This is a genomic window from Alteromonas sp. V450, assembly GCF_001885075.1.
Classification (GTDB): Bacteria; Pseudomonadota; Gammaproteobacteria; order Enterobacterales; family Alteromonadaceae; genus Alteromonas.
The window spans coordinates 990,159-1,014,753 of sequence record NZ_MODU01000004.1 but is presented as its reverse complement, the minus strand read 5'-3'; the positions used below and the strand labels follow the sequence as shown (position 1 = coordinate 1,014,753).

Genomic DNA, 24,595 nt, shown 5'->3' with positions numbered 1-24,595 from the left:
TATAACGGAGAATATATAAAAAAATAGCCATCCTGTTGGATGGCTATCTAGCGTATCGCATCTATAACTGAAAAAGTTATCAGACTATAGTACTAAACAGCCCGTTGTAAAAGCATAGACTTAATTTGGCCAATTGCCTTAGTCGGGTTTAATCCCTTAGGACAAACGCTTACACAGTTCATGATTCCATGACATCTAAATACGCTGAACGCATCATCAAGATCGTTAAGACGTTCTTCAGTTGCCGTATCACGGCTGTCAATAAGGAAACGATAAGCGTGAAGCAATCCAGCAGGACCAATGAACTTATCAGGGTTCCACCAGAATGACGGACATGATGTAGAACAACACGCACATAAAATACACTCGTAAAGACCGTCTAGCTTTGCACGCTCTTCTGGCGACTGTAAGTGCTCGCGCGCTGGCGGCTGCTTGCTGTCGTTGATTAAGAACGGCTTAATCTTTTCGTACTGTGTATAGAACTGTGTCATATCAACAACAAGGTCACGTACAACAGGTAGTCCTGGAAGTGGACGAACTACTATTTTGCCTTTACCTAGTGCAGATAGTGGCGTGATACACGCTAGGCCGTTTTTGCCGTTCATGTTCACACCGTCTGAACCACATACACCCTCACGGCAAGAACGACGGAAAGAAAGCGTCGGATCTTGCTCTTTAAGTGCAAGTAGTGCATCTAGCACCATCATGTCTTGACCTTCCTCTACATCAAGAGTGTAGTCTTGCATGCGAGGCTTGGCGTCTACTTCCGGGTTGTAACGATAAATCGAAAAAGTTAATTGCATGATCGTTGCCTCTCTTAATATGAACGCACTTTAGGAGGGAATGCTTCCCTAAGCTTAGGCGCCATATTTACTTCACGTTTAAGCATTTTATCAGTGTTCGGATCATAGATGCTGTGGCATAACCAGTTATCATCATCACGGTCCGGGAAGTCGAAGCGGCTGTGTGCGCCACGGCTTTCTGTTCTGAAGTTCGCTGCTACTGCTGTGCTGTACGCGGTTTCCATTAGGTTATCAAGCTCTAAGCATTCAATACGCTGGGTATTGAAATCTGCGCTCTTGTCGTCAAGGCGTGCATGCTTAAGACGCTCGCGAATCTCGCTAAGCTCTTTAAGCCCTTCCGCCATTGCTTCACCTTCACGGAATACTGAGAAGTTAAGCTGCATGCATTTCTGCAAGTCTTTCTTAATTTGTACTGGGTCTTCGCCCTTGCCTTTCTCTGAATTTTCCCAACGGTTGAAACGCGTCATTGATGCTTCAAGGTCAGACTCAGATGCGTCGCGTGTTGGTGCCATTTCAGAAAGTGCTTTACCAAGGTGTAGACCAGTCGCACGACCGAATACAACAAGGTCAAGAAGTGAGTTACCGCCTAGACGGTTTGCACCGTGTACAGATACACATGCAATCTCACCACAAGCGAATAGACCGTTAACAACCTTGTCATTACCGTTTTCATCAACAGTTAGACACTGACCGTCTACATTTGTTGGAATACCACCCATCATGTAGTGACAAGTAGGAATTACTGGAATTGGCTCTTTAACAGGGTCAACGTGTGCGAACGTTCGTGACAGCTCAAGAATACCAGGTAGGCGTGACTCAAGTACGTCTTTACCTAAGTGATCAAGCTTAAGTTTGATGTGAGTACCCCATGGGCCTTCACAACCACGACCTTCACGGATTTCTGTCATCATTGAACGTGCAACAACGTCACGACCAGCAAGGTCTTTTGCGTTAGGCGCGTAACGTTCCATGAAGCGTTCACCGTCTTTGTTTAGAAGGTAACCACCTTCACCACGACAACCTTCGGTTACCAATGTACCTGCGCCAGCGATACCCGTTGGGTGGAACTGCCACATTTCCATATCTTGAACCGCAACACCTGCGCGAAGTGCCATACCAACACCGTCACCAGTGTTGATGTGTGCGTTTGTAGTCGACGCATAGATTCGACCCGCACCACCTGTTGCAAGAACAACAGCGCGCGACTTAAAGTAAACAACTTCACCAGTCTCGATGTCGATTGCTGTACAACCTACAACGTCGCCGTCTTGGTTCTTCACTAAGTCAAGTGCATACCACTCAGAAAACACTTTTGTTTTGTTCTTTACGTTTTGTTGGTAAAGAAGGTGAAGAAGTGCGTGACCAGTACGGTCAGCTGCGGCCGCTGTGCGAGCGCCCTGCTCACCACCAAAGTTTTTAGACTGACCACCAAATGGACGCTGGTAAATTTTACCATTTTCGAAGCGAGAGAACGGAAGCCCCATGTTCTCCATCTCGATGATGGCTTCTGGACCAGTTTTACACATGTACTCGATAGCGTCTTGGTCACCGATATAATCAGATCCCTTAACGGTGTCATACATATGCCATTCCCAATTGTCTTCGTGTGAATTACCAAGTGCTACGGTAATACCACCTTGAGCTGACACAGTATGAGAACGGGTTGGAAATACTTTTGACAACAGTGCACATGATTTACCAGACTGTGAAATCTGTAATGCGGCACGCATACCTGCGCCGCCTGCACCAATTACAACTGCATCAAACTCGTGAACGGGTAAACTCATTTTACACTCCCCACAATACGAATAGGCCAACAGCTACATAGCCGAATGCGATGATATTTAAAATATATTGTAGTCCTGCGCGCAGACCTGTTGCTTTAACATAGTCTGTAAGCACCTGCCAAAGGCCGATGCGCACGTGGATCATCACTGCTACTAGTGCTGCCAATGTGAAAACTTTCATAGCTAGGCCAGAGAATAATCCCCGCCATTCAATAAACGTTATGTTATCGGTGGTGATAAAAAACCACGCCATGAAAACCGAGTACGCGAAAATAATAGCTGCTGTAGCGCGTAAAGAAACGTAATCTTGTACGCCGTCGCGCTTAATGCTTGCTTGGTTGGTTACCATAATGCAACTCCCAATACTACGGTCAGTACAACCCAAAGTGCGATTACCGCTTTTGCACTTGTGTTACCCGACTCTAATTCTTCCCAGTGACCTAAATCCATAACAACGTGTCTTAGGCCGCCTAGAATGTGATACGTCAGCGCTGAGGCTGTGCCAATTGCGACAAATTTTCCAAGGAAACCGTCCATGATTGCTTGAACGTTCGCGAAACCTTCAGGCGAATGAACAGAGACTGCCCATGCCCAGATAACGAATAGAAGCGCGAAGAACATAGCAACACCGGTTACACGGTGGAGAATTGACGAAATAGCAGAAGGCGGAAATTTAATAGTATTGAGTTCTAAATTTACTGGTCTTTGCTTTTTCACAATGTATGCCTGTTTAATCCGTAGGGGATAATGAATTTCTTACTTTATTATGTCCTGAGTAAGTGAATTCGTTTTTTAACCTGTTAATCGTCTCATCCGCTGAGTTGTTAACAATTTGTGAATTATTTTACTCTGCTTTTAACAGAATAAATATTCTGTTTCTAAGCACCGCTGAGTATATCCAGCGTAGTATATAATTACAATTTTTTGTGACGGTGTAAGACTTTAGTCTCGCTTCAACAGTTTTTGTTATTTCATTTGAATAAAAAGAGATCAAAATTTGTTGATACGCGTTAAAGTAGAACGATAACGATGCAGTAATATTAGCAGCAGCCGAAGTGAATAACTATCTGCAAGGGTTAGAAATTAATGACTTTTAATCTATGTGACTATTTATTCTACTTCAAAGGGTTACTTTTTAATCTAACCTGATAATATATTTATCATTCGGTGGTTTACCTTTTTTTAAAAGCCATTGATAATTGCACCGTATCGGGCAAAGTGAATTTTCCACGAGTTAATTAAACTTTATCAGATTGCTAAATATTTTTTTGTGCAATCCGGAATATTTATTATGCATATATGCAATTAAATTGACTTGTTAGTACATTATAAAGTACAAATACGCCCACTTTTCCCAACGAAGCGAACAGTTTCGTTCGTTTTCGCTGCAAACAGAACCATTCTGAGGAGAGCATTTATGGCAGATCAGAAAGCCATTCTTAAAGCCGGCGGTAAGGAAATCGAGCTTCCTATCTTGTCTGGCACCGAAGGACAAGATGTTATCGATGTCCGTACGTTAGGCCAACACGGTTATTTTACGTACGACCCAGGTTTTATGGCGACAGGATCTTGCGAGTCTTCAATTACCTACATTGATGGCGCTCAAGGTGTACTATTACACCGCGGTTTCCCTATCGAAGAACTAGCGCGTGACGCAGACTACTTAGAAGTTTGTCACATGCTTCTTCACGGTGATGCACCGACAAAAGAACAGTACGAAGAATTTAAAGAGACGATTACCCGTCACACCATGGTACACGAGCAAATTAACATGTTCTTCCACGGTTTCCGCAACGACGCGCACCCTATGGCAATGCTATGTGGTACCGTTGGCGCAATGTCTTCGTTCTACCACAGCGATTTAGACGTTTCTAACGAAGAACAGCGCATTCGTAGCGCGCATCGTTTGATTGCTAAAATGCCTACTCTTGTAGCAATGTGCTACAAGTACAACGTAGGTCAACCGTTTGTTTATCCACGCAACGATTTAAGCTATGCAGCTAACTTCCTGAACATGATGTTCTCTGTACCAGCAGAAGAATATCAAATCAGCCCAGCTGTTGAACGCGCTATGGATCGTATTTTTACGCTTCATGCTGACCACGAGCAAAACGCGTCAACGTCTACTGTTCGTCTAGCAGGTTCTTCAGGTGCGAACCCATACGCATGTATTTCTGCGGGTGTTGCATCACTTTGGGGTCCAGCTCACGGCGGTGCGAACGAAGCTTGTTTGAATATGCTAGAAGAGATCGGCACTGTTGATCGCATTCCAGAATTTATCGCACGCGCAAAAGACAAGAGCGATCCATTCCGTCTAATGGGCTTCGGTCACCGCGTTTACAAAAACCACGACCCACGTGCTACTGTAATGCGTGAAAGCTGCCACGAAGTGCTTAGCGAACTAAACGTTAAAGATCCACTTCTTGAAGTTGCCATGGAACTAGAAAAAATCGCGTTGAGCGACCCTTACTTCGCAGAGAAGAAATTGTTCCCTAACGTTGACTTCTACTCTGGTATCGTACTTAAAGCGATTGGTATTCCTACCAACATGTTCACGTGTATATTTGCGCTGTCTCGCACAGTAGGTTGGATTTCACACTGGCATGAAATGATGAGCGACCCGAAACAAAAAATCGGGCGTCCTCGTCAGCTATACACTGGTCACAGCCAACGTAAGTATACGCCAATTAAGTAGTCATTCAGTTATTACTGAACTAAGACGTACGCTTAAGTGTAAAAATAGCGCCTTCATGGCGCTATTTTTTTTTATACAATGTTTATTTAAGGAGCATCAATGCCCTATTCTGCAGTGTTTCTAGGTATTGCTGGTCTCATACCTTTTGCAGCTATGCCACTGGCTTATCAACTTAATCTATTATCGCTTACGCAAAGTGCAGTTTATTTTGTGCAGTATTCAGCCGTATTGTTGTCTTTTTTTGGTGGTATTCACTGGTGGGACGCGATAAGCAATCAACGATATGACAAACAGATGGTTATCGCCATGTTACCAACAATTATTGGTTGGCTTTGTCTTGTCTTCTCACACGATGTGAAGGTGTTTGGTGTGTTGTCGTTGAGCTATGTGTCTGTACTCATTTACGACAAGTTTACCCTTAGCCTTCCTAAAGACCAGGTTGTAAGTTATATCAGCTTGCGAATGGGGTTAACGAGCGTGGTTGTTATCTGTCACGCATGGATGATTTACTTAGTCGCTTAGCGCTTCGCTTCTGTTAGCGATGTGACCTTTGTAGATATTAATAGGTTTGGCTGAAAACGGAGTTATAGCAGCGAGATAAGGCAAATACGCAGTTAAAAAACCACCTAAAGAGTTACGCATAACCCACTTAAGCCACTGATAAATATCGACAAAGTATAATTTTCATCTAATTAAGACGAAGGCGATAACAACGCAAATATCGCCTTCGTCCACGACCTTAACTAAGAAAAATGAACAACAATGATTGTGTTTATTCTGCACGTATCAGTGCAAGAACCTCTTCAGTCTTTTGTTCCATCAACGCAATATCACCTTTACTTTCAACATTTAGACGAATAACAGGTTCTGTGTTTGATTTACGCAAGTTAAAGCGCCATGAGCCAAATTCCAGGCCCAGACCATCAGTGGTATCAACTACACTAGCCAGTGGCTTGTACTTATCAGTAACGCGCGTTAACGCCGCGTCAGCATCGTTGAGTTTACTGTTAATTTCACCGGAAGATGGAAACGCTTCAATTCGCGCTTTTACCATACTCGCTAGCGTTTGTTTTTTCACACACACCAACTCAGCAATGAGCAACCAAGGGATCATGCCTGAATCGCAATAGGCAAAATCTCTAAAATAGTGGTGTGCGCTCATTTCGCCACCATACACGGCGTCTTCTTTGCGCATACGCTCTTTAATAAACGCGTGGCCAGTTTTAGATTTTATGGGTGTTCCGCCAGCAGTATTGATAATGTCTTCCGTGTTCCAATATACTCGCGGGTCATAAATAATTTTACTGTTGGTGTCTTTTTCAATAAATGCTTCGGCGAGCAAGCCAACAATATAATACCCTTCAATGAAATTACCTTCCGCATCAAACAGAAAACAGCGATCGAAGTCACCATCCCATGCAATACCGAAATCCGCCCCTGAAGCTCTAACTGCATCAGCAGTGTCAGCACGATTTTCTGGCAAAAGTGGGTTGGGTATACCGTTTGGAAATGTGCCATCTGCATTGTGATGTACTTTCACAAACTCTATCGGAACACCCTGCACTTTCATTTCTTTTTCAATAGCGTCTAGCGCGGGGCCTGCGGCACCATTACCTGCATTAACCACCACTTTTAACGGCGTAAAATTGCTCAAATTAACGTAAGAAAGCATGTGAGAAACATAGTCAGACATACACGATTTAACCGCATATTTATCAGTTTCAGAAAGCTTGTCTTCTTTTACATGGGCCGTACCGTTAAAAAACGCATCTGCATCAATCAATGCACCCTCAGTGTAGTGTGCTAATCGCTCTGAAACGAAGCTCTCTTCTAGTGCTTCCGCTTTCTCTTTTATCGCGTTAAGGCCAGTATCGCCACTAATTGGAACAGAGCCTGACTTCACCAGTTTCATACCGTTGTAATTAATAGGGTTATGGCTAGCGGTGACTTCTATCCCCCCGTCTACACCCAAATGCTTCGTAGCAAAGTAAATTTCTTCGGTTCCCGCCATGCCAATATCAGTCACGCTAGCCCCAGCATCTACAATACCTGCGCTTAGCGCTAATTTTAATGGTGTTGACGTAAGACGAACATCGCTGCCAACAACAACTGTTTTTGCATTGAGCTCTTGAGTAAAGGCATAACCGATTCGGTACGCTACCTCCTCGGTTAACTGTGAATTTAATTCGCCGCGAATATCGTAAGCTTTGAAGCAGTTGATTGGGGTTGCCATTCAGATAAAGATCCCATGAGTTAATAAGATTATTCGGAAATTCTAGTAATAACGTGCATCCAAATACATTAGTGCGCTATGTTTGAAGCAAACGTTACATTTTTACATGACCGTATTTAATCATCGGGAACAAGGAATTACTAACCCAATTTATGTAAAAAAGTTCGAATACGATACTATTTATACAACGCTAACCCTAATGCTAAAGCCTATTTTGCCAACGTGCCGTTTTGATAATCATTGAAAGCTTGTACTATCTCTTGTTGCGAATTCATTACAAAAGGGCCGTATTGAACGACTGGCTCGTTGATAGGCTTCCCCGAAACAAAAATGAGTTTAGCGTTATCATCAGCAATCAGTGATAACCGTGAACCTGTTATAGATAAAATTCCAAGAGATCCCTGTTTTAAACGAGTGCCTTGCTCACCGCTCTCTACGCTGACGTGCCCGTCATAAACGTAAATAAAGGCAGACTCACCCGATTTCACCTCAATATCAGTAGTTCCTTTACATAGGTTTATGTCTAAAAACGTTGGTGCCACGGCGGTTGTTTTTACCGGCCCCTGCACGCCGTCAAACTCACCAGCTAACACTTTTACGCTTGCATTGCCTGCGTTAACTAAGGGAACAAGATCCGGTTGGATGTCTTGATAGTTTGGTGCACTCATTTTTTCGTTGGCAGGAAGGTTTACCCAAAGTTGGAAGCCCTGTAATAAGCCTTCTTCCTGCTCAGGCATTTCTTCGTGAATAATCCCCCTTCCCGCGTTCATCCACTGTATTCCCCCTGCATCAATAACACCCTCATTGCCCACTGAATCTTTGTGGCGCATTTTACCTGCCAACATATAGGTTACAGTTTGAAAGCCTCTATGAGGATGAGACGGAAACCCAGCAATATACTCACCGGGGTTGTCAGACCCAAAAAAGTCCAGCATTAAAAACGGGTCAAGACGAGGCAAATCCGGTTGACCAATAATGCGCGTAAGCGAAACGCCGGCACCATCGCTAGTCGATATACCCTGCACTACTTTCGTGACCTGTTTTGTGGTAGATGTTAAACCGTTGTTTTCCATAACCATACCTATCCATGTTGCGTCGAAATATGGTCACGACCATGAGGTGACATAAAATCTTGTTCAGGTCCTACAGGAATAACCTGAGTAGGATTAATCATCGTGTGGCTGAAGTAGTAATGCCGTTTAATATGATCCAGGTTTACTGTTTCTCTTACACCATCCACTTGATATAGCTCTTTCATATATCCGAAGATATTCGGATAATCAGCGATTTGCCGTTTGTTGCATTTAAAATGACCGTGATACACCGCATCGAATCTTATTAACGTTGTAAATAAACGCCAATCGGCTTCTGTAATGCTATCGCCAACGAGGTAACGTTGTTTACTCAACCTCGCCTCTATCCAATCTAAGGCATTAAAAAGTGAACTAACGGCTTCTTCGTATGCAGCTTGGCTTGTCGCAAAACCCGCCTTATAAACACCGTTATTAATATCGTGATAAACCCGCTCGTTTACGCTATCTATTTCCTCGCGCAGTGCTTTTGGATAATAGTCATCAGTGTTTCCCGTTAACGCATTAAACGCTGTGTTAAAAATTCGAATAATCTCCGCTGACTCGTTGTTCACAATGCTATTCGTTTTTGTATCCCACAATACCGGTACCGTTACACGAGTAGTTACTGATGGCTGCGCTTTTGTATAAATTTGGTGTACAAAGTCTGCATTATACAACTTATCGCCTGTAGCCCCCGGATAGGTTTTAAACTCCCACCCATTTTCGAGCATTTCCGGGTGAACTATAGAGACATCAATATGATTTTCTAGCCCTTTTAGCTTGCGGAAAATTAACGTTCTGTGTGCCCAAGGACAGGCTAGCGATACATACAGATGATATCGGCCAGACTCAGCTTTAAATTCTGAACTATCGTCAGATGATATGTCATTGCGAAATTTTGACGCTTGGCGTTCAAATTTTCCGCCGCTTTTTTTTGTATCGTACCACTTATCTTGCCACTTGCCGTCTACGAGCAACCCCATAACTTTTACCTTTTATCAATGTAAGTCATTCAATTAAACCATGTAACAAAGTCAACGTATGTTGCGTAAAATTGGATTGTTTATTCGATAAAATTAAAAGGTTTAATATCCATAGTGTTTTTTAACGAAAAGTTTGAGATGATGCGCGCCCTTGAGGAAGGCCTCATAGACAAGCTGAAGTGGGTTAAATATTTGTTAAGTGAAATAAATCATGTCTGAAGATCCTCGTTTAGGCGGCATAACACGTCTTTATGGAAATCAACAAACAAAGAAGCTGGCTGAAAGCCATGTAGCAATAGTCGGCATTGGCGGAGTGGGAAGTTGGACTGCCGAAGCATTGGCTCGCTCTGGCGTTGGTAAATTAACGCTTATCGACCTTGATGACGTATGCATAACCAACACAAACCGTCAAATTCACGCGCTTTCCAATACCATTGGCGAAGCAAAAGTCGATGCCATTTCTGCACGGATTGCGTTGATAAATCCGAACTGTGAAGTTCATTGTGTTGAAGATTTTGTTACACCAGACAATACTGCGGAATTGCTTACAAATAAGCTAAGCGCTGTTGTTGATGCTACCGACAGTGTTCGAGCAAAAGCGGCTATGATTGCTCACTGTAAGCGTATAAAAGTACCCATTGTTACGGTAGGTGGTGCGGGAGGACAAATTGACCCTACCCAAGTAACAACTGGTGATCTATCAAAAACAACGCAAGATCCACTTGCAGCAAAGCTTCGAAGCGAATTACGACGAAACTATAATTTTAGTAAAAACCCGAAGCGCCGCTTTGGTGTCGAATGCATATATTCAACCGAACAATTGCGTTATCCTCAACCTGACGGTTCTGTTTGCTATAACAAATCGGCCATGGAAAATGGCACGCGCTTAGACTGTGCAGGTGGATTTGGGGCGGTCGTTACCGTCACTGCAACGTTTGGCATGTTTGCTGCTGCCAGTATTATAAACCGCCTTACTGGACAAAAATAAAGTTTGGTCGATAACATGTAACGTCCGATATAAAAAATGAATTAACCATAAAACTTCGGGCTTAATAATAGCTTGTGGCTTAGGTGAAAAGGAGAACAAAATGTCACCAACAGAACTTGATAAACTAATGTCAGATTGTGCTAGCGATGCAGTTGTCGTTGCTAAAACAGAATTTGACACCGAGCTTGACGGCTCACCTGCAAGCATTCCATTGGTAGACGATATACTTTTGAGTTTTCTTGATAAATATCATGAACAAGCATTAGAAGATCAGGCAGTTTTTACGATTTGTAATGTATTCGGGGCTTATGTTGGTGAAATTCTCAAAAGCCAATTAGATGCTACATGGGTATATGATCAGTCTAACCCAGACGCTCCCAGTGTGTTCTTGCAGGTTGGTGAGAATACATATGCGTTTGCAGGCATCTGCTATGAAAGGCTTGTTAATGATAGCCAGGTCAGCGTTAACGCCTATTATGAACAAGCGTTAAACAACCACCGAAACCTTTCGCATTAGCTATAGCGCTCATGGATTGGGGTGGGCCCAATCCGCTATCATCCATTTTAAGTGTCTACTTTTACTAATCGCATAAAGCGACATTGAGTATAGCGTGAGCTTAGCCCCTGTCATCAACTCAAACCCCCAGTGATGTCGCATTGAGTAATAGATTTGAACGATTAGTAAAGCAACAATTCCCGTTTGAACAAGCGGTAAAACTGCATGTCGCCACACTTTAATTTCTCGTTTCCACAGTCTTTCCCGCTGGCTCACCAACAGCAATGACGCTAAAACGGGTAAACTTGCAACCAGTCCTAAACCCAGCGTTGCTTTCTGAGGATAAAAAAAAGTGAGGAGTTCATTGGTTTGGGACATAGATGCTAATGAAAAAATGAATGCCAACCAGTCGATACACAAAAATAAAAGCACACCGTAAAACCAGCTTGGGGGCAGTATTCGGCCCGACTCATCATAGAACTTTAGAGGGAGTTTTAGCATAAAGCGTGAAAACGAACGTTTGATAAAATTGTCAATTTGACTATAGGTGGGGCTTAATGGTGACTTTTAAACCGTTATACACACGAAAACAGCAGCAAAATGGAAGAACTTCAACAGATTAAAAAGTTATTGCGGAATTAGCATAATATTTCGTGGGCGCTCATGGTAAAATTGGTGCATCAGATAAACCTTAAGATCGTAAAATGACAGTACAAAAATACACCCCAAATCAAACAACAACGTTAGAGACACCTGTAAAAGTGCTTAGCGAACATACGTCTACTGCTTCAGAGACAGGTAGTCGTATTGGTTTCGTTAGCTTGGGCTGCCCTAAAAACCTTGTTGATTCAGAACGGATCCTTACTCAACTGCGCACTGAAGGATACGATGTTGTACCTACATACAACGATGCAGATTTGGTTATTGTAAATACGTGTGGCTTTATTGACGCCGCCGTAGAAGAGTCGTTAGATACCATAGGCGAAGCACTAAAAGAAAACGGCAAAGTCATCGTAACAGGTTGTTTGGGCGTTAAAGAAGACGAAATTCGCGAGTTACACCCGAACGTACTCGCAATTACCGGTCCTCATGCTTACGAAACCGTAGTAGAACAGGTTCATGAGCATCTTCCTAAACCACAGCACAACCCGTTTTCAGATTTAATACCCGATCATGGCGTGAAACTTACACCACGTCACTACGCCTATTTGAAAATTTCGGAAGGGTGCAACCACCGTTGCACATTTTGTATCATCCCTTCCATGCGCGGTGACTTGGTAAGCCGTCCTGTGGGGAGTATCCTAGATGAGGCTAAGCGTTTAAAAGAGGCCGGCGTTAAGGAGCTGTTGGTAATTTCACAAGATACAAGTGCCTATGGCGTAGATGTGAAACATAGAACCGGTTTCTGGGACGGTATGCCGGTAAAGGCACATATGCAGCAGCTGTGTGAAAAACTGGGTGAAATGGGTATTTGGGTTCGCCTTCATTATGTTTACCCTTATCCACACGTTGATGACCTCATTCCTTTAATGAATGAGGGTAAAATACTGCCTTATTTAGATATTCCATTCCAGCATGCGAGCAAACGCATCCTTAAACTTATGAAACGCCCTGGTAGCGCAGAGCGCGTTCTTGAGCGCGTTAAAAAGTGGCGTGAACAGTGCCCATCATTAGTGATCCGCTCAACGTTTATCGTTGGCTTTCCTGGTGAGACAGAGGAAGAGTTTGAAGAACTGCTTACATTCTTGCGAGAAGCACAACTTGACCGAGTAGGCGCTTTTGCATATTCACCCGTTGAAGGGGCTAAGGCAAATGACTTACCCAACCCTGTACCTGAAGATATAAAGCAAGCAAGACTTGCTCGTTTTATGGAGGTTCAAGGGGAAATAAGTGCAGCGCGCTTAAAAGCACGTATAGGTAATGAATATCAAATCGTCATTGATAGTGTTGATGCTGAGGGCGCTGTAGGTAGATCTTACGCAGACGCTCCTGAGGTAGATGGTGTTGTCCATCTTAATGGTGTTTATGACGTTAAACCTGGTGATCGCGTGTGGGCTGAAGTCATTCATGCTAACGAGCACGATGTTTGGGCCGTATTGTCTGAAGATCAAGAATCAGACGACGAACAGTAAACCGGTATACCTTTGTCTGAATGCTACATTTTCATGTAGCATCAGTAGAACCCACAGCCCCAAAAGGCGCTTTAGAAGAGCGCCTTTTGAGTGTTAATCACCAAGGTAACACATCTCCATTTGAATGAATAAAGCGCCCTGAATTATCAACATTTAATTCTTCAATGCGTTGACATAATCGACTGGCGCAAGTGTCAGCATCAATATCACCAGCGCCATTGACCATTTCAGTTTGAACGAATCCAGGATGAAAAATACCAACTGCTATGCCTTTTATACCGAGATCTCTTGTCAGTGAAACACCCACCGCGTTCAGTGCTGCCTTTGACATTCTGTAACCATAGTAACCGCCAGACCCATTATCTGCCATCGAACCCATACGGCTCGATATCAACGCCACCTTACTTCCTTCAACTAAGTTAGGCAATAACGTTTGCGTTACCAACAAAGGTCCCATTGCATTAACCCGAAACTGATAATCGATAGTGTTTGGATCCCAGTCATCGATACTTTCTCTGCCCAAAACACCTGCATTATTGATAAGTAGATCAATTTTCACGTCTTTTATAGAGGCCAGTTTTTCGCCTAATTCTTCAGGCTTTGAAACATCGACACTTTTAATGACATTTACACCGGCGCTATTTAGTTCATCACAACTATTTCTGCACGTTGCGTAAACGGTTGCTCCCATTGCTTTGTATTGCTTGGTAAGAGCAAGGCCTATACCTCGATTACCACCAGTAATTACCACATTCATAACGGTTCCTTTGTTAATATGCGTGTTAGTTCTAGCTATTTATAGTCTTTAACAAACGTTCTAGATCTTCAGGTGTGTCAATGCCTATAGGCGGTGGCGCGATGGCTACCTCACAGTGTATTTTATCGCCGTACCAAATTGCACGCAGTTGCTCTAATGACTCAATTTGCTCAAGTGCACTGGGTGAATAGTTGACGTATTTGCTCACATAGCTTGCTCTATAGGCATATATTCCTATGTGCCTTTGATACAACGAGGTATTCGCTGTACCTGGTGATCGCATCATAGTGTCGCGTTCAAAAGGAATACAAGAACGAGAAAAATAGATAGACTCGCCGTAGTTATTCACAATTACTTTTACGATATTAGGGTTAAAAACATCTTCTTCATTGTCGATATTTGTCGACAATGTTGCCATTTGGCACTGTGAGGAATCTGCCAAGTTGACTGCGACTTGTCGTATGTTCTCAGCGGGAATAAAAGGTTCATCTCCCTGCACATTCACGACTATTTCGTCAGATGCCAGGCCCTCTTTTTTAATCACTTCTGCAATACGTTCTGTCCCAGATTGGTGATTTTCAGACGTCATGCATACGCGTGCAAAGTTTGATGCAACTTTTTCAATTCGAGTATCGTCAGTTGCAACAATGATCTCACTGGCGCCAGCTTCTTGGGCACGTTCAAAAACGTGCTGGACCATCGGCTTGCCGTTGATATCCGCAAGTGGTTTCCCAGGAAAACGACTAGAGCCGAATCGCGCTGGAATAATAACTGTAAATGACATGCCCTACCTCTATCGCGTCGCGTCAACTTCTTCAAGCGACATTGTGTGTGCTTTACTTTCGATAAGTACCGCAATACCGTCTTTAATATCGAATGCAAGTCGGTCAAAACGACAAATCAAGCGGGAATTGTCATCGCTCATTACTAGCTTACCTTTACATACTGGACATGCCAGCACCTCTAGCAATTTCTTATCAAATGCCATCAATATTCATCCTATTTGACTTATATTTCTGAAAAGCTTGTTTTGGCAAGTTTTCCATCTAATAGATTATAAAATTCGCGTGGTATTTCTGCGGTTACCGGTAAATACCAACAATCATGATGTGCAAACGCGCGAACTTTCACTGCGTCTTTTTCTGTCATGATTACTCGCCCATTAGGTATATCAGACGCGGTAAACGTGTGATGATCAGGCAGGGCTTTAGTGCCAGAAAGTGATATCCTCAACGCGATTAGCTGATTAAAAAAGCGTTGAGGAGAGCCGATACCGGCAACGGCATGGCACGTTTTTTCAGCAATCTGTTCGGCGTCAAGTTCAACCGACGTGTCTTGAACATTGACAAATTTCCCGGGCGTTAGCGACATCAAAAACTGAGGCGCCACTGGGTTGTCAAATGTGGGCAAAGTTCGCGCGTTATGCACAATGGCATCGACATTTGATAATCGCCACGTACCCTCGCGAAGCGGCCCCATGGGAAGCAAAAAACCGCTTCCTACTTTTCTGTCATCCATTACTACAAGTTCTACGTCGCGAGCCAGTGCGTAGTGCTGAAGTCCGTCATCACAAATAATCAGTTCGCAGTTACACTGCTCAACCAAAAAACGTGCGCCTCGCGATCTATTCGGGTCGATGACAACGTCGCAGTCACTTCGTATTGCTAACAGCCTCGGCTCGTCTCCTACCTCCGACGCGTTATCGTCCCCTTTAACTTTCCTAGGGTAAAACGGAGATTTTGCGCCGTATCCACGACTTAAAATACCCACTTTCACACCTTTTTGTCGGTAATGATCAGCCAGTGCTAACACAACGGGTGTTTTTCCATTGCCTCCTACGGAGATGTTGCCTACCACAATAACCGGACATGATGGACGATAAACTTTTTTAACGCCAACGTTATACAATGCCCTTCGCATCGCTGAAATCAAAAAAAACAAAAGTGAAAGTGGCGCTAATATCCAGACTAACGGATGACCGAAATACCATTTATCGTGAACATTTTTACCTGTGTCAGCTTTCACTGGCTTTCACCAAACTGTAGCGCATGCAGTTGGGCATAATGCCCGCCACTTGCTAATAGTTCAGAATGCTTACCTTTTTCGATAATTCGGCCTTGCTCGACCACCATAATGCAATCTGCATTTTCTATGGTAGACAATCGATGGGCAACAACGATACTTGTGCAGCGCTTTTGAAGTGTTTCAAGCGCGTCCTGAATCAATCTCTCTGATTCGGTATCTAATGCTGATGTTGCCTCATCAAGAATAAGAATTGGGGCATCTGCCAATATCGCTCGTGCGATAGCAATTCGTTGTCTTTGACCGCCCGATAACATCAAACCGTTTTCACCTACGACAGTGTCTAAACCGTCGGGAAGGTTTGCAAGAAACTCCTCAACATGTGCCATTTTAGCCGCGCTTTCAATCTCACTTCTTGAAACGTGCTGTTTGGCACCATAGGCAATGTTATTGGCGATAGTGTCGTTAAATAGGGTAACGTTTTGAGATACAACGGCGAACTGTGCTCGTAACGACTTAAGGTCAATATCGTTTAACTTAATATCATCAATTCTAATTTCGCCTTTTTGTGGCCGGTAAAATCGCGTAAGCAGTGAAGACATCGTCGACTTACCACTACCGGAACGGCCAACCAACGCAATTGATTGTCCAGGCGAGGCGGTAAAATTGACATCAGACAAAGCTGGCGTCTGTTTGCCTGGATAATGGAAAGTCACATCGGAAAATTCTATTTTTCCCTTGGCGCGTTCTAACCTAATCTGCCCTTTGTCTTCCTCGTCTTCTTCATCAAGGATTTCAAAAATACTGGCACACGCGGCCATACCCTTTTGAAATTGGTTATTAATTGTTGTTAGCTGCTTTAGTGGCTTTAATAACATAACCATACAAAATACAACGTTGATGAAAACCCCAGCAGTAAGCTTTTCTAACATGCCCGGCGTACTGGCAATAAATAATACAACTGCCAACGCAATAGACGCTATAACTTGAATGGAAGAAACGCTGAGTATTGAGGTAACAGACAGCTTCATTGTTTGCTGCCGGTTGTGGTTGTTTTTCTCTTTAAACCGGGTTTGCTCTATTTCCTGGCCACCAAACATGATCACAACTTTATGGCCCTTTACCGCCTGTTCAACAGAAGACGTCAAGTTGCCCATAGATTGCTGGATATTTTTACTCACTACACGAAAGCGTTTGCTCACAAAGGACACAATAACCGCAACCACGGGCCCAATAAGCAAGAAAATTAACGACAATTGCCAAGAGTAATAGAACATAACAGCCAAAAGGCCAACGACTAATGCCCCTTCTCTCACTAATGTGAGTAAGGCTTTACCTGAAGCTGCAGCTACTTGTTCGGTGTCATAGGTTACCTTACTGATTAACCCTCCGACCGCGTGATGGTCGTGAAACGATACTGGTAAATGGATGTACTTATCGAAAAGCTGTTGGCGCATACGCATAACAACTTGTGCACCAATCCAACTCAATGTGTAGCTGCCTAGAAAGTTAAATATGCCGCGTAGTAAAAACAGCGGAACTATTGCGTACGCTGCCAACCTTAAATAATCATGATCATTCTTTCCAAGAGATTCATCGATCATGGGCTGTAGCTGAGCAAATACAAAGGTATCGACAGCAGAATAGCCAATCATTCCAATGATAGCGAACGCGAAAGGAACTTTATAAGCTTTAAGGTATTCCAAAAAGCGTTTAATTTGATAATCCGAATTGTCGGCGTGTTGCATGCAGTTTTTTACACCCGTATTTTGGCCAGTGTTTATCTGTTTCTTTTTATTGCGGAACGCATCGCCGCAAAGTAATACCGTATTGTACGCGTAATATTACTAATTCACTAATTTCCATGGTTTATTGGTCAAGCAATGTGCGTAATATTCCCACTTACGGTTTCTGATGTAAGGTCAAAACTATCAAATTAAAGATGGGAGGGCATTCTAGGTGCTAAGTACCAACGCTTTTCAAAGTCAAAGCGCTGTGTTTTTACCCTTACGTTAACACCATCGACTGTTGCATTTATATACCCGTGATAGCTTGTCATGTAAGGTTTAACACCATGGTTAAGATATCGTTGATATACTGCCTTTGAAGGGAATTTCCATCGATTTTCATAGCCTTGTGTGAATATGACAACACGTGGTTTAACCTGCTCTATAAAGATGTCCGTCGACGAAGTATTACTCCCATGGTGGGGGGCTAACAAAATATCCGCCGCCACTGTCTTTTCAGTTTCTCCCCCTTTTGAGGCGTCAAGGTAATGGGTTAGTAGCGCATATTCACTGGCTTTTTCTATATCACCAGGGATAAGTATGCGGGTTGAGTCATCGGATATCTTGACCACGCATGAACTTGCATTATTGTCTTTGGCGTTCCCTTTTTTTGGCCACATAAAATCAATGTTGAGTGCTTGCCACGAGAAGCTTAGGCCCTGTTCACATGCTTTGATGTGTTTCGATGTAGAAACGGGGAGATAAAAATCGGCATACCGCGCAAGCCTTGATTGTGATATCTCGTTAAATCCCCCTGCATGATCGTTATCGCTGTGAGTATGGATAACAAAATCAATGTATTGAATATTTCGTTTTAGTAAAAAGGGTAAAAGCACATTGCTTGCAATCGTTGCTTTGCCGTTATAGCTTGCGCCTGTATCTATCACCATCGCCCGCTTGCCTTTTGTAATAGCAACCGCGCTGGCTTGGCCTGCATCAAAAACATGAAGCTCCCATAGTGTTTCGTTTGTATGAATAAAGCTTGTTAAAAAAGGCACGATTAAAGCCACTACACATAAATATTTGAAACGCCATTTCGGTAAAAGCGCTACAAACACCGCAGCTAAAATAGCAATGGCAGCTTCCGTTTTCAAAAACAGTGACATAGCGCTGAATTCGAGCTCGGCCAGCAATGTTAATATGTGAAGCACAAAACCAAGCGCTATATCTGCGTATTCAAACAACAGCGTTAATACATGCGAAAGTAACGACGGAGCTGCGAATAAAACATTGAGCAGGTATAACAGCAGCAAGATGAATAAGCATATTGGCAGCATAACTGTGACCATGGGTAGCGCAATAAGATTTGCCAAAATCGACACGATACTCGCACTTTCAAACCAAATAAAAGTTATGGGAAGCATGGTTATTGTAAGTCCACACTGAAGCTTAAACATCGCTTTAAGTGCATTGTTGCCATTAAGTGAAAATCGCAGTACTAAGAACCAGATGATAAATAGTGCACCGACACTTAGATAAAAGCTTGCGCTCAACACTGAAAGTGGAAATAAAATTAAGCACAACGCAAGCATGATCAGCCCCATGTGAAATGGTCGCCATACCACTTTGAATAGAGATAACGTGCACACAAGTGTTAAAAGAACCCATGCACGAATTACCGGCAACGCGGCTCCACAGATTATTGCATAACCTAAACCGGTTAAAATTACGGCGCACAATATTGACGCCCGTAACGGAGCGAACCAAAAGTGCCCTTTATGTTTTCGCCTACTCCAGTAACGAGTGGTGTTAAATACAATATTGCTAGTAAGGGGGCTGACTAATTTAATAAACATATAAAAAGTAATGTTCAAAAAAAGCATAGAAGCACCTGCAACAACGCTTAAGTGCATGCCCGATACACTAAACAAGTGACCCGTCCCGGTACGTTGCAAGGTAATCCAATCAATATCGGTTAAGCCATTTCTTTGCCCCAATAATAAAGCTTTCCACCATGCTGTATTTTTTAGTGGTAACAATTCAAGGAAATCGATTAGATGCTGACGAACGGTATGATTGTGGCTAATAGATTCGGGATGAAACGCCTTCACGTACCCCGTAGCACTTACCCGTTTACTCACTAAAATGCGTTGCCTATCTGCTCCTACAGGGTTTGCTTTTGCATAGGTTGGCTTTAGTTTTACAATAGCGCTAAACGTATCGCCCTCACGGAGGCAAGGCGCGCTGTCATTAGCATTAAGTGCAACACGAAAACCTATTGCAGTTGCTATATCATCCACGAAGGGGAGTCCGTTTAAAATGGACCCCTTCGGCAAACTAAAAAGCGTGGTGGCATCGCGGTGATGCAGTTTCTTAACGTTAACAAGATAAGAGGCATAACCTTTGTCTGGCCCGCCTTCTTTTTCTGATTGCCTGCACAGTGCGTCGATTACTTGCCCACTTACTATGACATCTTGTTGAATTTTATCTTCAGGCAGTTGCCAAGCAGTGTAAAAATACCCTACACTCGCCATCCAAACTATACCCGCAATTGCGCCGCTTAGTGCATGACTGCCTATAATTGGGTATACGAGGCCGCTTTTGCCTTTAAAAGTGCGGCTTTTGTATATCATGAAACACAATAGAACCAATTCTATCGTCATCATGATGTACATTGAGACATTACTTGGTAAGCTCGGCCAAAAAACGCAGGTCATTGCGCCAGCGCAAAAACAGCCTACCCAAATTGTGATACAATTTAGCATGTTATCACGTAGCAAGTGACATAGCGTGAACCTCGCCTGCGTGATGAAATGTTACGAAGACGCAAGGTTTGTCAGTTTTGATTTTATTTTCGAGATGCATCGATATTTATGCCTAAAAAATTTATTCGACGTTTTTTGCCTGATCATCAAAGTATTAAGCAAAATAGAGCCTTAAAAATTTTTGGAAAAGTATTACATGAACCTAACCTTTGGCATTTGAATCGTCGTTCTGCATCTGGCGCTTTCGCAATTGGTTTATTTTTTGCGTTTTGGCCAGTTCCTTTTCAAATGTGGCTTTCAGCTGGTGTTGCCATTCCTTTTCGCGCAAATTTGCCATTATCCGTTGCTACCGTTTGGATAACTAACCCCTTTACTATTCCGCCTATATTTTATGGGGCTTATAAAGTTGGAACTACTGTACTTGGGACTAAACCTGAACATTTTGAGTTTCAATTTAGCTGGCAATGGGTGGTAGAAAGTATAAATACTATTGGCCCGGCGTTCCTTGTAGGCTGTGGAATTTGCTCAGTCGTATTTGGGTTAGCGGGTTACGTTACGCTGAACTGGGTCTGGCGTTTACAGGTGAAAAAAGCGTGGGAGAAAAGACGTCAACTGCGCCGTCAGTCGGCGCAGTAGTAATGTTACAATAGCGAGGGTTGTTTGCTATTCATGTTGAGCTAAAAACGAAACAAGCGCTGTTTCGTCCCACACTTCTACCCCTAATTCTTGAGCTTTTGTCAGTTTGGAACCAGCTTTTTCGCCTGCAACGAGAAAGTCGGTATTTTTACTTACTGACCCGGCAACTTTAGCGCCGAGAAGCTGTAACCTAGCTTTTGCGTCTGAACGGCCCATTTCGCTTAGCGTTCCGGTTATTACGCAAGTTTTACCTTCTAGCGGTAAATTCCCTTCTGATGGTTTTTCTATCGTTGGCCAGGTTATCCCTTCACGAAGTAGCGCTTCTAACACCTCAGTATTGTGTTGCTCATTGAAAAAGTTAAAGATATGCGTGGCAACCACTTCACCAACATCTTGAACCTCGACTAACGCTTCAAGCGACGCACTGCGGATAGCCTCTAACGTCTCAAAATGCATAGCTAAATTCGATGCTGTTGCCTCGCCTACCTCACGAATACCCAGTGCATAAAGAAACTTAGCAAGCGTTGTTTTTTTTGCAGTCTCAAGAGAACTTAGTAATTTGGTCGCTGACTTTTCCGCCATTCGCTCTAGGCCAATTAAGTTGCTAAGAGAAAGCGTAAAAAAGTCGGCAGGGCTATGTACTAAATCCGCATCAACCAGTTGGTCCACGAGCTTGTCGCCTAGCCCATCAATATCAAACGCTTTTCGCGAGGCAAAATGCTTCAACGCTTGCTTGCGCTGCGCTGCACAAATTAACCCGCCTGTACAACGGGCTACGGCTTCATCTTCAAGCTTTTCTACTTGCGAACCGCAAACTGGGCACTGACTGGGAAACGCTATATCAGCCTCATCGCCAGTACGTTTTGACTCTAGTACTGACACGACCTGAGGAATAACGTCACCTGCGCGGCGTATTACCACCGTATCGCCAACTTTAACGCCAAGGCGGTGGATCTCATCCTGATTGTGTAACGTAGCGTTAGATACCGTTACACCACCAACAAATACAGGTTCTAGCCGCGCAACAGGTGTTATTGCGCCGGTTCGCCCCACCTGGAATTCAACGTCAAGTAATGTGGTAACTTCTTCTTGCGCTGGAAACTTTTGTGCTATCGCCCAGCGAGGCGCACGTGCAACAAAGCCTAGTGATTGTTGAAGTGTTATCGCATTTACCTTAAACACCACCCCATCAATATCGTAAGGCAGGTTGTCGCGCACATTCAAAATACGATTGTAATAGTCAAGACATCCATTTCCGCCTTCTGCAACGTCAATATCAGGGCACAGTGGTAGCCCCCAACTTGCCAATTTGTGCAATCGAGCACTGTGAGTGTCGGGAAGTTCAACACTGTCTGGCTGTACAACGCCCAAAGAGTATGCATAAAACATCAGAGGCCTTTTGGCCGTTATTTTTGAATCAAGTTGACGAAGACTACCCGCAGCTGCATTCCTTGGGTTAGCAAACACTTTACCGCCAGATTGGCGTTGGTGTTCATTGAGCTTTACAAAGCCATCGCGAGGCATAAATACCTCACCACGAACTTCAACCCTTGAAGGAAGACCTTCGCCACGCAGTGTCAAAGGCACGTTTGCTATTGTTCTGACATTGGCGGTAATGTTTTCACCTACTTGACCATCGCCACGTGTAGCGGCGCGCACTAGCTGACCATTTTCATACAAAATACTTACCGCCAACCCATCTAACTTGGGTTCACAGCTGAAATGAAGCGTTGCAGTATCTTTTAAACGATCTTTTAAACGTTTTTCAAACGCCAGCAGTGATGCTTCGTCGAATGCATTGTCAAGCGACAGCATGGGAACCTCATGGGTTACCTGCTCAAACGACGACAACGCTTCACCGCCTACTTTTTGCGATGGCGAATTAACACTTCGTAGCTCAGGATAGGTTTTTTCTAACGCTATCAGCGCTTGCATATCTCTATCATAAACAGCATCAGGTACGGTGGGATCATCTAACACGTAGTACTGATAGTTATATTCATTCAATTGATTGCGAAGGGTCGCAATCTCTTTTTTTGCTTGTTCTAAAGACTCAGACATGCGGATCTATTCACGCCCTTTGTACGGTTAATAGGAAGGAAACGGTGACGTGTGCCACCGTTGATTTCGGTATGTTAACTACGAGAGATTATCCGCTTACGTTCAAATTCACGAATTTTCTCAACATATTGTTGTAGGCCTTGTTTTGTTAAAACACTTCTTCTGCCATCTAAAACCTGCGCACCAAACTCATCAGCAAGCTTTCTAGCGGCATTATGCATCATATTAAACACTTGGTGAGGATCGCCTTCTATAGGTAAAATCATAAACAGCGATACGCCTTGCGTTTCAAAATTTTCAAGGCTGTCAATGTCAAAAACGCCCGGCTTGAACATATTAGCCAAGCTAAATAAAACAGGGCCTTTTCCGTTTGAATTTACATGGCGGTGAAAGATGTCTTGGTCGCCAAATTTAAACCCCAGTGTAAGCAACATCGGTAGCAAGGCCGCCCCAGATATTACCGCGTCATCTTGCGCCCGCACATTTAACACGAGTACTTCTTGCTCTACGGTCTCTTGATCAGCACTACTACCAGGTTCATCTTCATCCAATGCGCTAAAGCCGATATCACCTTGGCTTTCAAACCCACTTTGACTTGTATCAAAGTCTATGCGCATCTGGTCGTCGCCAAATCGAGGTTCTTCGCGTTTAACCGAAGTTCTTGTGCGTTTAATTCGCGATGTACGCTTGTGTTGTGCAGCTTCGTCAGAGTGGTTAGACATAGGTTCATCTTGCGCATCTAAACAAAAGCGCTCCACTTCTTCGCCTTGGGTAGTATGCTTCTGAGCCCCACTATTGTCGGCGCTAGTTGACACACCGTTAACATCAGAGCCCGAAGTGCTTCGTTCAGAAGACGATGAAGGTTCACCACTCACCTCTTGTCCTTTCAGTAAAAAACCCGGCGGCTCAGGAAACTCAGTCACATTATCAGGAACCGAACCTTCGCCCGAACGCACTGCCATGTGAGGCTTTGGGTTTGATACAACAGCACCGTAAAGTTTTGGCTCATTCTTGGGTGTTACCTCTTGTTGCGTCTTGCTGTCGTCGGCCTCAGTATCGGCGCTTTCGCCATCGAACCCATTACTGCTTGTAATACTGTCTGCCTGTTCCGTATTTTTCTGTTGCACTTCTTCAGATGGCGCAGCATTGTCGGCAAGCTCATTATCATCATCCGAAGAGGCTGGCTTGGCACTGTTGCTGACAACCCTTACCGAACCAATACCAAGTTCGTCGAAACCATCTACCGACTCGGTGTCATCCAGATCGTCGATGTTATCGTCTTCCCACTGTCGAGGCTCAAGACGTTGTCTTTCTTCTGGCTTGTTGTTTTTACGTATTTTCCAAATACCATGCGCCAACACGGCCAGAATAAATACCGTGCCCCCTAATAGTAAAAATAGACGTAATTGATCTTCCATTTAATTTCTTTCGCCCTTT

Annotated in this window: 22 protein-coding genes; 6 read left to right on the top strand and 16 right to left on the bottom strand. The window is 43.6% G+C overall.

What is annotated here, in order from left to right; all coding sequences use genetic code 11:
- Positions 1–92: 92 nt before the first annotated feature.
- Genes BK026_RS04455 through sdhC form a run of 4 tightly spaced genes read right to left on the bottom strand, consistent with a single transcriptional unit; the run spans position 93 to position 3,307 of the window.
- Entirely contained in the window at positions 93–803 is a 711-nt protein-coding gene (locus tag BK026_RS04455; protein ID WP_071814727.1) for a succinate dehydrogenase iron-sulfur subunit, read from the bottom strand.
- 14 nt (positions 804–817) lie between these two features.
- Complete coding sequence (sdhA, locus tag BK026_RS04450) at positions 818–2,590, bottom strand: succinate dehydrogenase flavoprotein subunit (RefSeq protein ID WP_071814726.1); 1,773 nt, start codon at positions 2,588–2,590, stop codon at positions 818–820.
- Between the two features lies 1 nt (position 2,591).
- Complete coding sequence (sdhD, locus tag BK026_RS04445; protein ID WP_071814725.1) at positions 2,592–2,939, bottom strand: succinate dehydrogenase, hydrophobic membrane anchor protein; 348 nt, start codon at positions 2,937–2,939, stop codon at positions 2,592–2,594.
- A complete protein-coding gene (gene sdhC / locus BK026_RS04440) occupies positions 2,933–3,307 on the bottom strand; it encodes a succinate dehydrogenase, cytochrome b556 subunit (RefSeq protein ID WP_071814724.1) in 375 nt (124 codons plus the stop codon). The genes sdhD and sdhC overlap by 7 nt, the downstream gene beginning before the upstream one ends.
- 700 nt (positions 3,308–4,007) lie before the next feature.
- Between sdhC and BK026_RS04435 the strand changes: the two genes are divergently transcribed.
- Positions 4,008–5,285: a citrate synthase gene (locus BK026_RS04435; protein WP_071814723.1), complete on the top strand. Its 1,278-nt coding sequence runs from the start codon at positions 4,008–4,010 to the stop codon at positions 5,283–5,285.
- Positions 5,286–5,384: 99 nt separating this feature from the next.
- Positions 5,385–5,807 (top strand): DUF3429 domain-containing protein, encoded by a 423-nt coding sequence (locus tag BK026_RS04430; RefSeq protein ID WP_071814722.1) that lies wholly within the window; start codon positions 5,385–5,387, stop codon positions 5,805–5,807.
- Positions 5,808–6,057: 250 nt separating this feature from the next.
- Here BK026_RS04430 and BK026_RS04425 read toward each other — a convergent pair whose 3' ends face one another.
- The 3 genes from BK026_RS04425 to BK026_RS04415 all read right to left on the bottom strand — a co-directional run bounded on the left by BK026_RS04425 (position 6,058) and on the right by BK026_RS04415 (position 9,574).
- Positions 6,058–7,518: a phosphomannomutase gene (locus BK026_RS04425; RefSeq protein ID WP_071814721.1), complete on the bottom strand. Its 1,461-nt coding sequence runs from the start codon at positions 7,516–7,518 to the stop codon at positions 6,058–6,060.
- Positions 7,519–7,727: 209 nt separating this feature from the next.
- A complete protein-coding gene (locus tag BK026_RS04420; RefSeq protein ID WP_143142084.1) occupies positions 7,728–8,591 on the bottom strand; it encodes a pirin family protein in 864 nt (287 codons plus the stop codon).
- Between the two features lie 8 nt (positions 8,592–8,599).
- The gene (locus BK026_RS04415) at positions 8,600–9,574 is read right to left on the bottom strand and encodes a glutathione S-transferase family protein (protein WP_071814719.1); all 975 of its coding nucleotides are present in this window, start codon (positions 9,572–9,574) and stop codon (positions 8,600–8,602) included.
- A 211-nt stretch (positions 9,575–9,785) separates the two neighbouring features.
- Here BK026_RS04415 and tcdA point away from each other — a divergent pair, with 211 nt between their 5' ends.
- Entirely contained in the window at positions 9,786–10,562 is a 777-nt protein-coding gene (gene tcdA, locus BK026_RS04410) for a tRNA cyclic N6-threonylcarbamoyladenosine(37) synthase TcdA (RefSeq protein ID WP_071814718.1), read from the top strand.
- A gap of 100 nt (positions 10,563–10,662) precedes the next feature.
- Positions 10,663–11,079, top strand: coding sequence for a hypothetical protein (locus tag BK026_RS04405; RefSeq protein WP_071814717.1), 417 nt, complete (start codon positions 10,663–10,665; stop codon positions 11,077–11,079).
- 9 nt (positions 11,080–11,088) lie between these two features.
- On the opposite strand, the gene BK026_RS04400 is transcribed toward BK026_RS04405, so the two are convergent.
- Positions 11,089–11,559 (bottom strand): DUF2919 family protein, encoded by a 471-nt coding sequence (locus BK026_RS04400; RefSeq protein WP_071814716.1) that lies wholly within the window; start codon positions 11,557–11,559, stop codon positions 11,089–11,091.
- A gap of 203 nt (positions 11,560–11,762) precedes the next feature.
- Here BK026_RS04400 and rimO point away from each other — a divergent pair, with 203 nt between their 5' ends.
- Complete coding sequence (rimO, locus tag BK026_RS04395; RefSeq protein WP_071814715.1) at positions 11,763–13,190, top strand: 30S ribosomal protein S12 methylthiotransferase RimO; 1,428 nt, start codon at positions 11,763–11,765, stop codon at positions 13,188–13,190.
- Between the two features lie 97 nt (positions 13,191–13,287).
- On the opposite strand, the gene BK026_RS04390 is transcribed toward rimO, so the two are convergent.
- The 6 genes from BK026_RS04390 to BK026_RS04365 all read right to left on the bottom strand — a co-directional run bounded on the left by BK026_RS04390 (position 13,288) and on the right by BK026_RS04365 (position 20,329).
- Positions 13,288–13,947 carry an SDR family oxidoreductase gene (locus tag BK026_RS04390; protein WP_071814714.1) on the bottom strand — a complete coding sequence of 220 codons (660 nt, stop codon included), beginning with the start codon at positions 13,945–13,947 and terminating at the stop codon, positions 13,288–13,290.
- A gap of 31 nt (positions 13,948–13,978) precedes the next feature.
- Complete coding sequence (kdsB, locus tag BK026_RS04385) at positions 13,979–14,731, bottom strand: 3-deoxy-manno-octulosonate cytidylyltransferase (protein WP_071814713.1); 753 nt, start codon at positions 14,729–14,731, stop codon at positions 13,979–13,981.
- 9 nt (positions 14,732–14,740) lie between these two features.
- On the bottom strand, positions 14,741–14,935 hold the full coding sequence (locus BK026_RS04380; RefSeq protein ID WP_071814712.1) for a Trm112 family protein: 195 nt from the start codon (positions 14,933–14,935) through the stop codon (positions 14,741–14,743).
- A 20-nt stretch (positions 14,936–14,955) separates the two neighbouring features.
- A complete protein-coding gene (lpxK, locus tag BK026_RS04375; protein WP_071814711.1) occupies positions 14,956–15,972 on the bottom strand; it encodes a tetraacyldisaccharide 4'-kinase in 1,017 nt (338 codons plus the stop codon).
- On the bottom strand, positions 15,969–17,717 hold the full coding sequence (gene msbA, locus BK026_RS04370; RefSeq protein WP_071814710.1) for a lipid A export permease/ATP-binding protein MsbA: 1,749 nt from the start codon (positions 17,715–17,717) through the stop codon (positions 15,969–15,971). Before msbA ends, lpxK begins: the two co-directional genes overlap by 4 nt.
- Positions 17,718–17,905: 188 nt before the next feature.
- A complete protein-coding gene (locus BK026_RS04365; RefSeq protein ID WP_177247877.1) occupies positions 17,906–20,329 on the bottom strand; it encodes a DNA internalization-related competence protein ComEC/Rec2 in 2,424 nt (807 codons plus the stop codon).
- Positions 20,330–20,569: 240 nt separating this feature from the next.
- On the opposite strand from BK026_RS04365, the gene BK026_RS04360 reads away from it, so the two are divergent.
- Positions 20,570–21,097, top strand: a complete 528-nt coding sequence (locus BK026_RS04360) for a DUF2062 domain-containing protein (RefSeq protein WP_071814708.1) — start codon at positions 20,570–20,572, stop codon at positions 21,095–21,097.
- 27 nt (positions 21,098–21,124) lie between these two features.
- Here the strand turns inward: BK026_RS04360 and ligA are convergent, their stop codons facing one another.
- Complete coding sequence (gene ligA / locus BK026_RS04355) at positions 21,125–23,158, bottom strand: NAD-dependent DNA ligase LigA (RefSeq protein WP_071814707.1); 2,034 nt, start codon at positions 23,156–23,158, stop codon at positions 21,125–21,127.
- A 74-nt stretch (positions 23,159–23,232) separates the two neighbouring features.
- Positions 23,233–24,576, bottom strand: coding sequence for a cell division protein ZipA (gene zipA, locus BK026_RS04350; RefSeq protein WP_071814706.1), 1,344 nt, complete (start codon positions 24,574–24,576; stop codon positions 23,233–23,235).
- Positions 24,577–24,595: the final 19 nt, after the last annotated feature.

Bases quoted from the DNA above. Each gene is read 5' to 3' on its own strand.
- BK026_RS04455 (WP_071814727.1), bottom strand. From the start codon at position 803: ATGCAATTAACTTTTTCGATTTATCGTTACAACCCGGAAGTAGACGCC.
- sdhA (WP_071814726.1), bottom strand. From the start codon at position 2,590: ATGAGTTTACCCGTTCACGAGTTTGATGCAGTTGTAATTGGTGCAGGC.
- sdhD (WP_071814725.1), bottom strand. From the start codon at position 2,939: ATGGTAACCAACCAAGCAAGCATTAAGCGCGACGGCGTACAAGATTAC.
- BK026_RS04435 (WP_071814723.1), top strand. From the start codon at position 4,008: ATGGCAGATCAGAAAGCCATTCTTAAAGCCGGCGGTAAGGAAATCGAG.
- BK026_RS04430 (WP_071814722.1), top strand. From the start codon at position 5,385: ATGCCCTATTCTGCAGTGTTTCTAGGTATTGCTGGTCTCATACCTTTT.
- BK026_RS04425 (WP_071814721.1), bottom strand. From the start codon at position 7,518: ATGGCAACCCCAATCAACTGCTTCAAAGCTTACGATATTCGCGGCGAA.
- BK026_RS04420 (WP_143142084.1), bottom strand. From the start codon at position 8,591: ATGGAAAACAACGGTTTAACATCTACCACAAAACAGGTCACGAAAGTA.
- BK026_RS04415 (WP_071814719.1), bottom strand. From the start codon at position 9,574: ATGGGGTTGCTCGTAGACGGCAAGTGGCAAGATAAGTGGTACGATACA.
- tcdA (WP_071814718.1), top strand. From the start codon at position 9,786: ATGTCTGAAGATCCTCGTTTAGGCGGCATAACACGTCTTTATGGAAAT.
- BK026_RS04405 (WP_071814717.1), top strand. From the start codon at position 10,663: ATGTCACCAACAGAACTTGATAAACTAATGTCAGATTGTGCTAGCGAT.
- BK026_RS04400 (WP_071814716.1), bottom strand. From the start codon at position 11,559: ATGCTAAAACTCCCTCTAAAGTTCTATGATGAGTCGGGCCGAATACTG.
- rimO (WP_071814715.1), top strand. From the start codon at position 11,763: ATGACAGTACAAAAATACACCCCAAATCAAACAACAACGTTAGAGACA.
- BK026_RS04390 (WP_071814714.1), bottom strand. From the start codon at position 13,947: ATGAATGTGGTAATTACTGGTGGTAATCGAGGTATAGGCCTTGCTCTT.
- kdsB (WP_071814713.1), bottom strand. From the start codon at position 14,731: ATGTCATTTACAGTTATTATTCCAGCGCGATTCGGCTCTAGTCGTTTT.
- BK026_RS04380 (WP_071814712.1), bottom strand. From the start codon at position 14,935: ATGGCATTTGATAAGAAATTGCTAGAGGTGCTGGCATGTCCAGTATGT.
- msbA (WP_071814710.1), bottom strand. From the start codon at position 17,717: ATGCAACACGCCGACAATTCGGATTATCAAATTAAACGCTTTTTGGAA.
- BK026_RS04365 (WP_177247877.1), bottom strand. From the start codon at position 20,329: ATGATATACAAAAGCCGCACTTTTAAAGGCAAAAGCGGCCTCGTATAC.
- BK026_RS04360 (WP_071814708.1), top strand. From the start codon at position 20,570: ATGCCTAAAAAATTTATTCGACGTTTTTTGCCTGATCATCAAAGTATT.
- ligA (WP_071814707.1), bottom strand. From the start codon at position 23,158: ATGTCTGAGTCTTTAGAACAAGCAAAAAAAGAGATTGCGACCCTTCGC.
- zipA (WP_071814706.1), bottom strand. From the start codon at position 24,576: ATGGAAGATCAATTACGTCTATTTTTACTATTAGGGGGCACGGTATTT.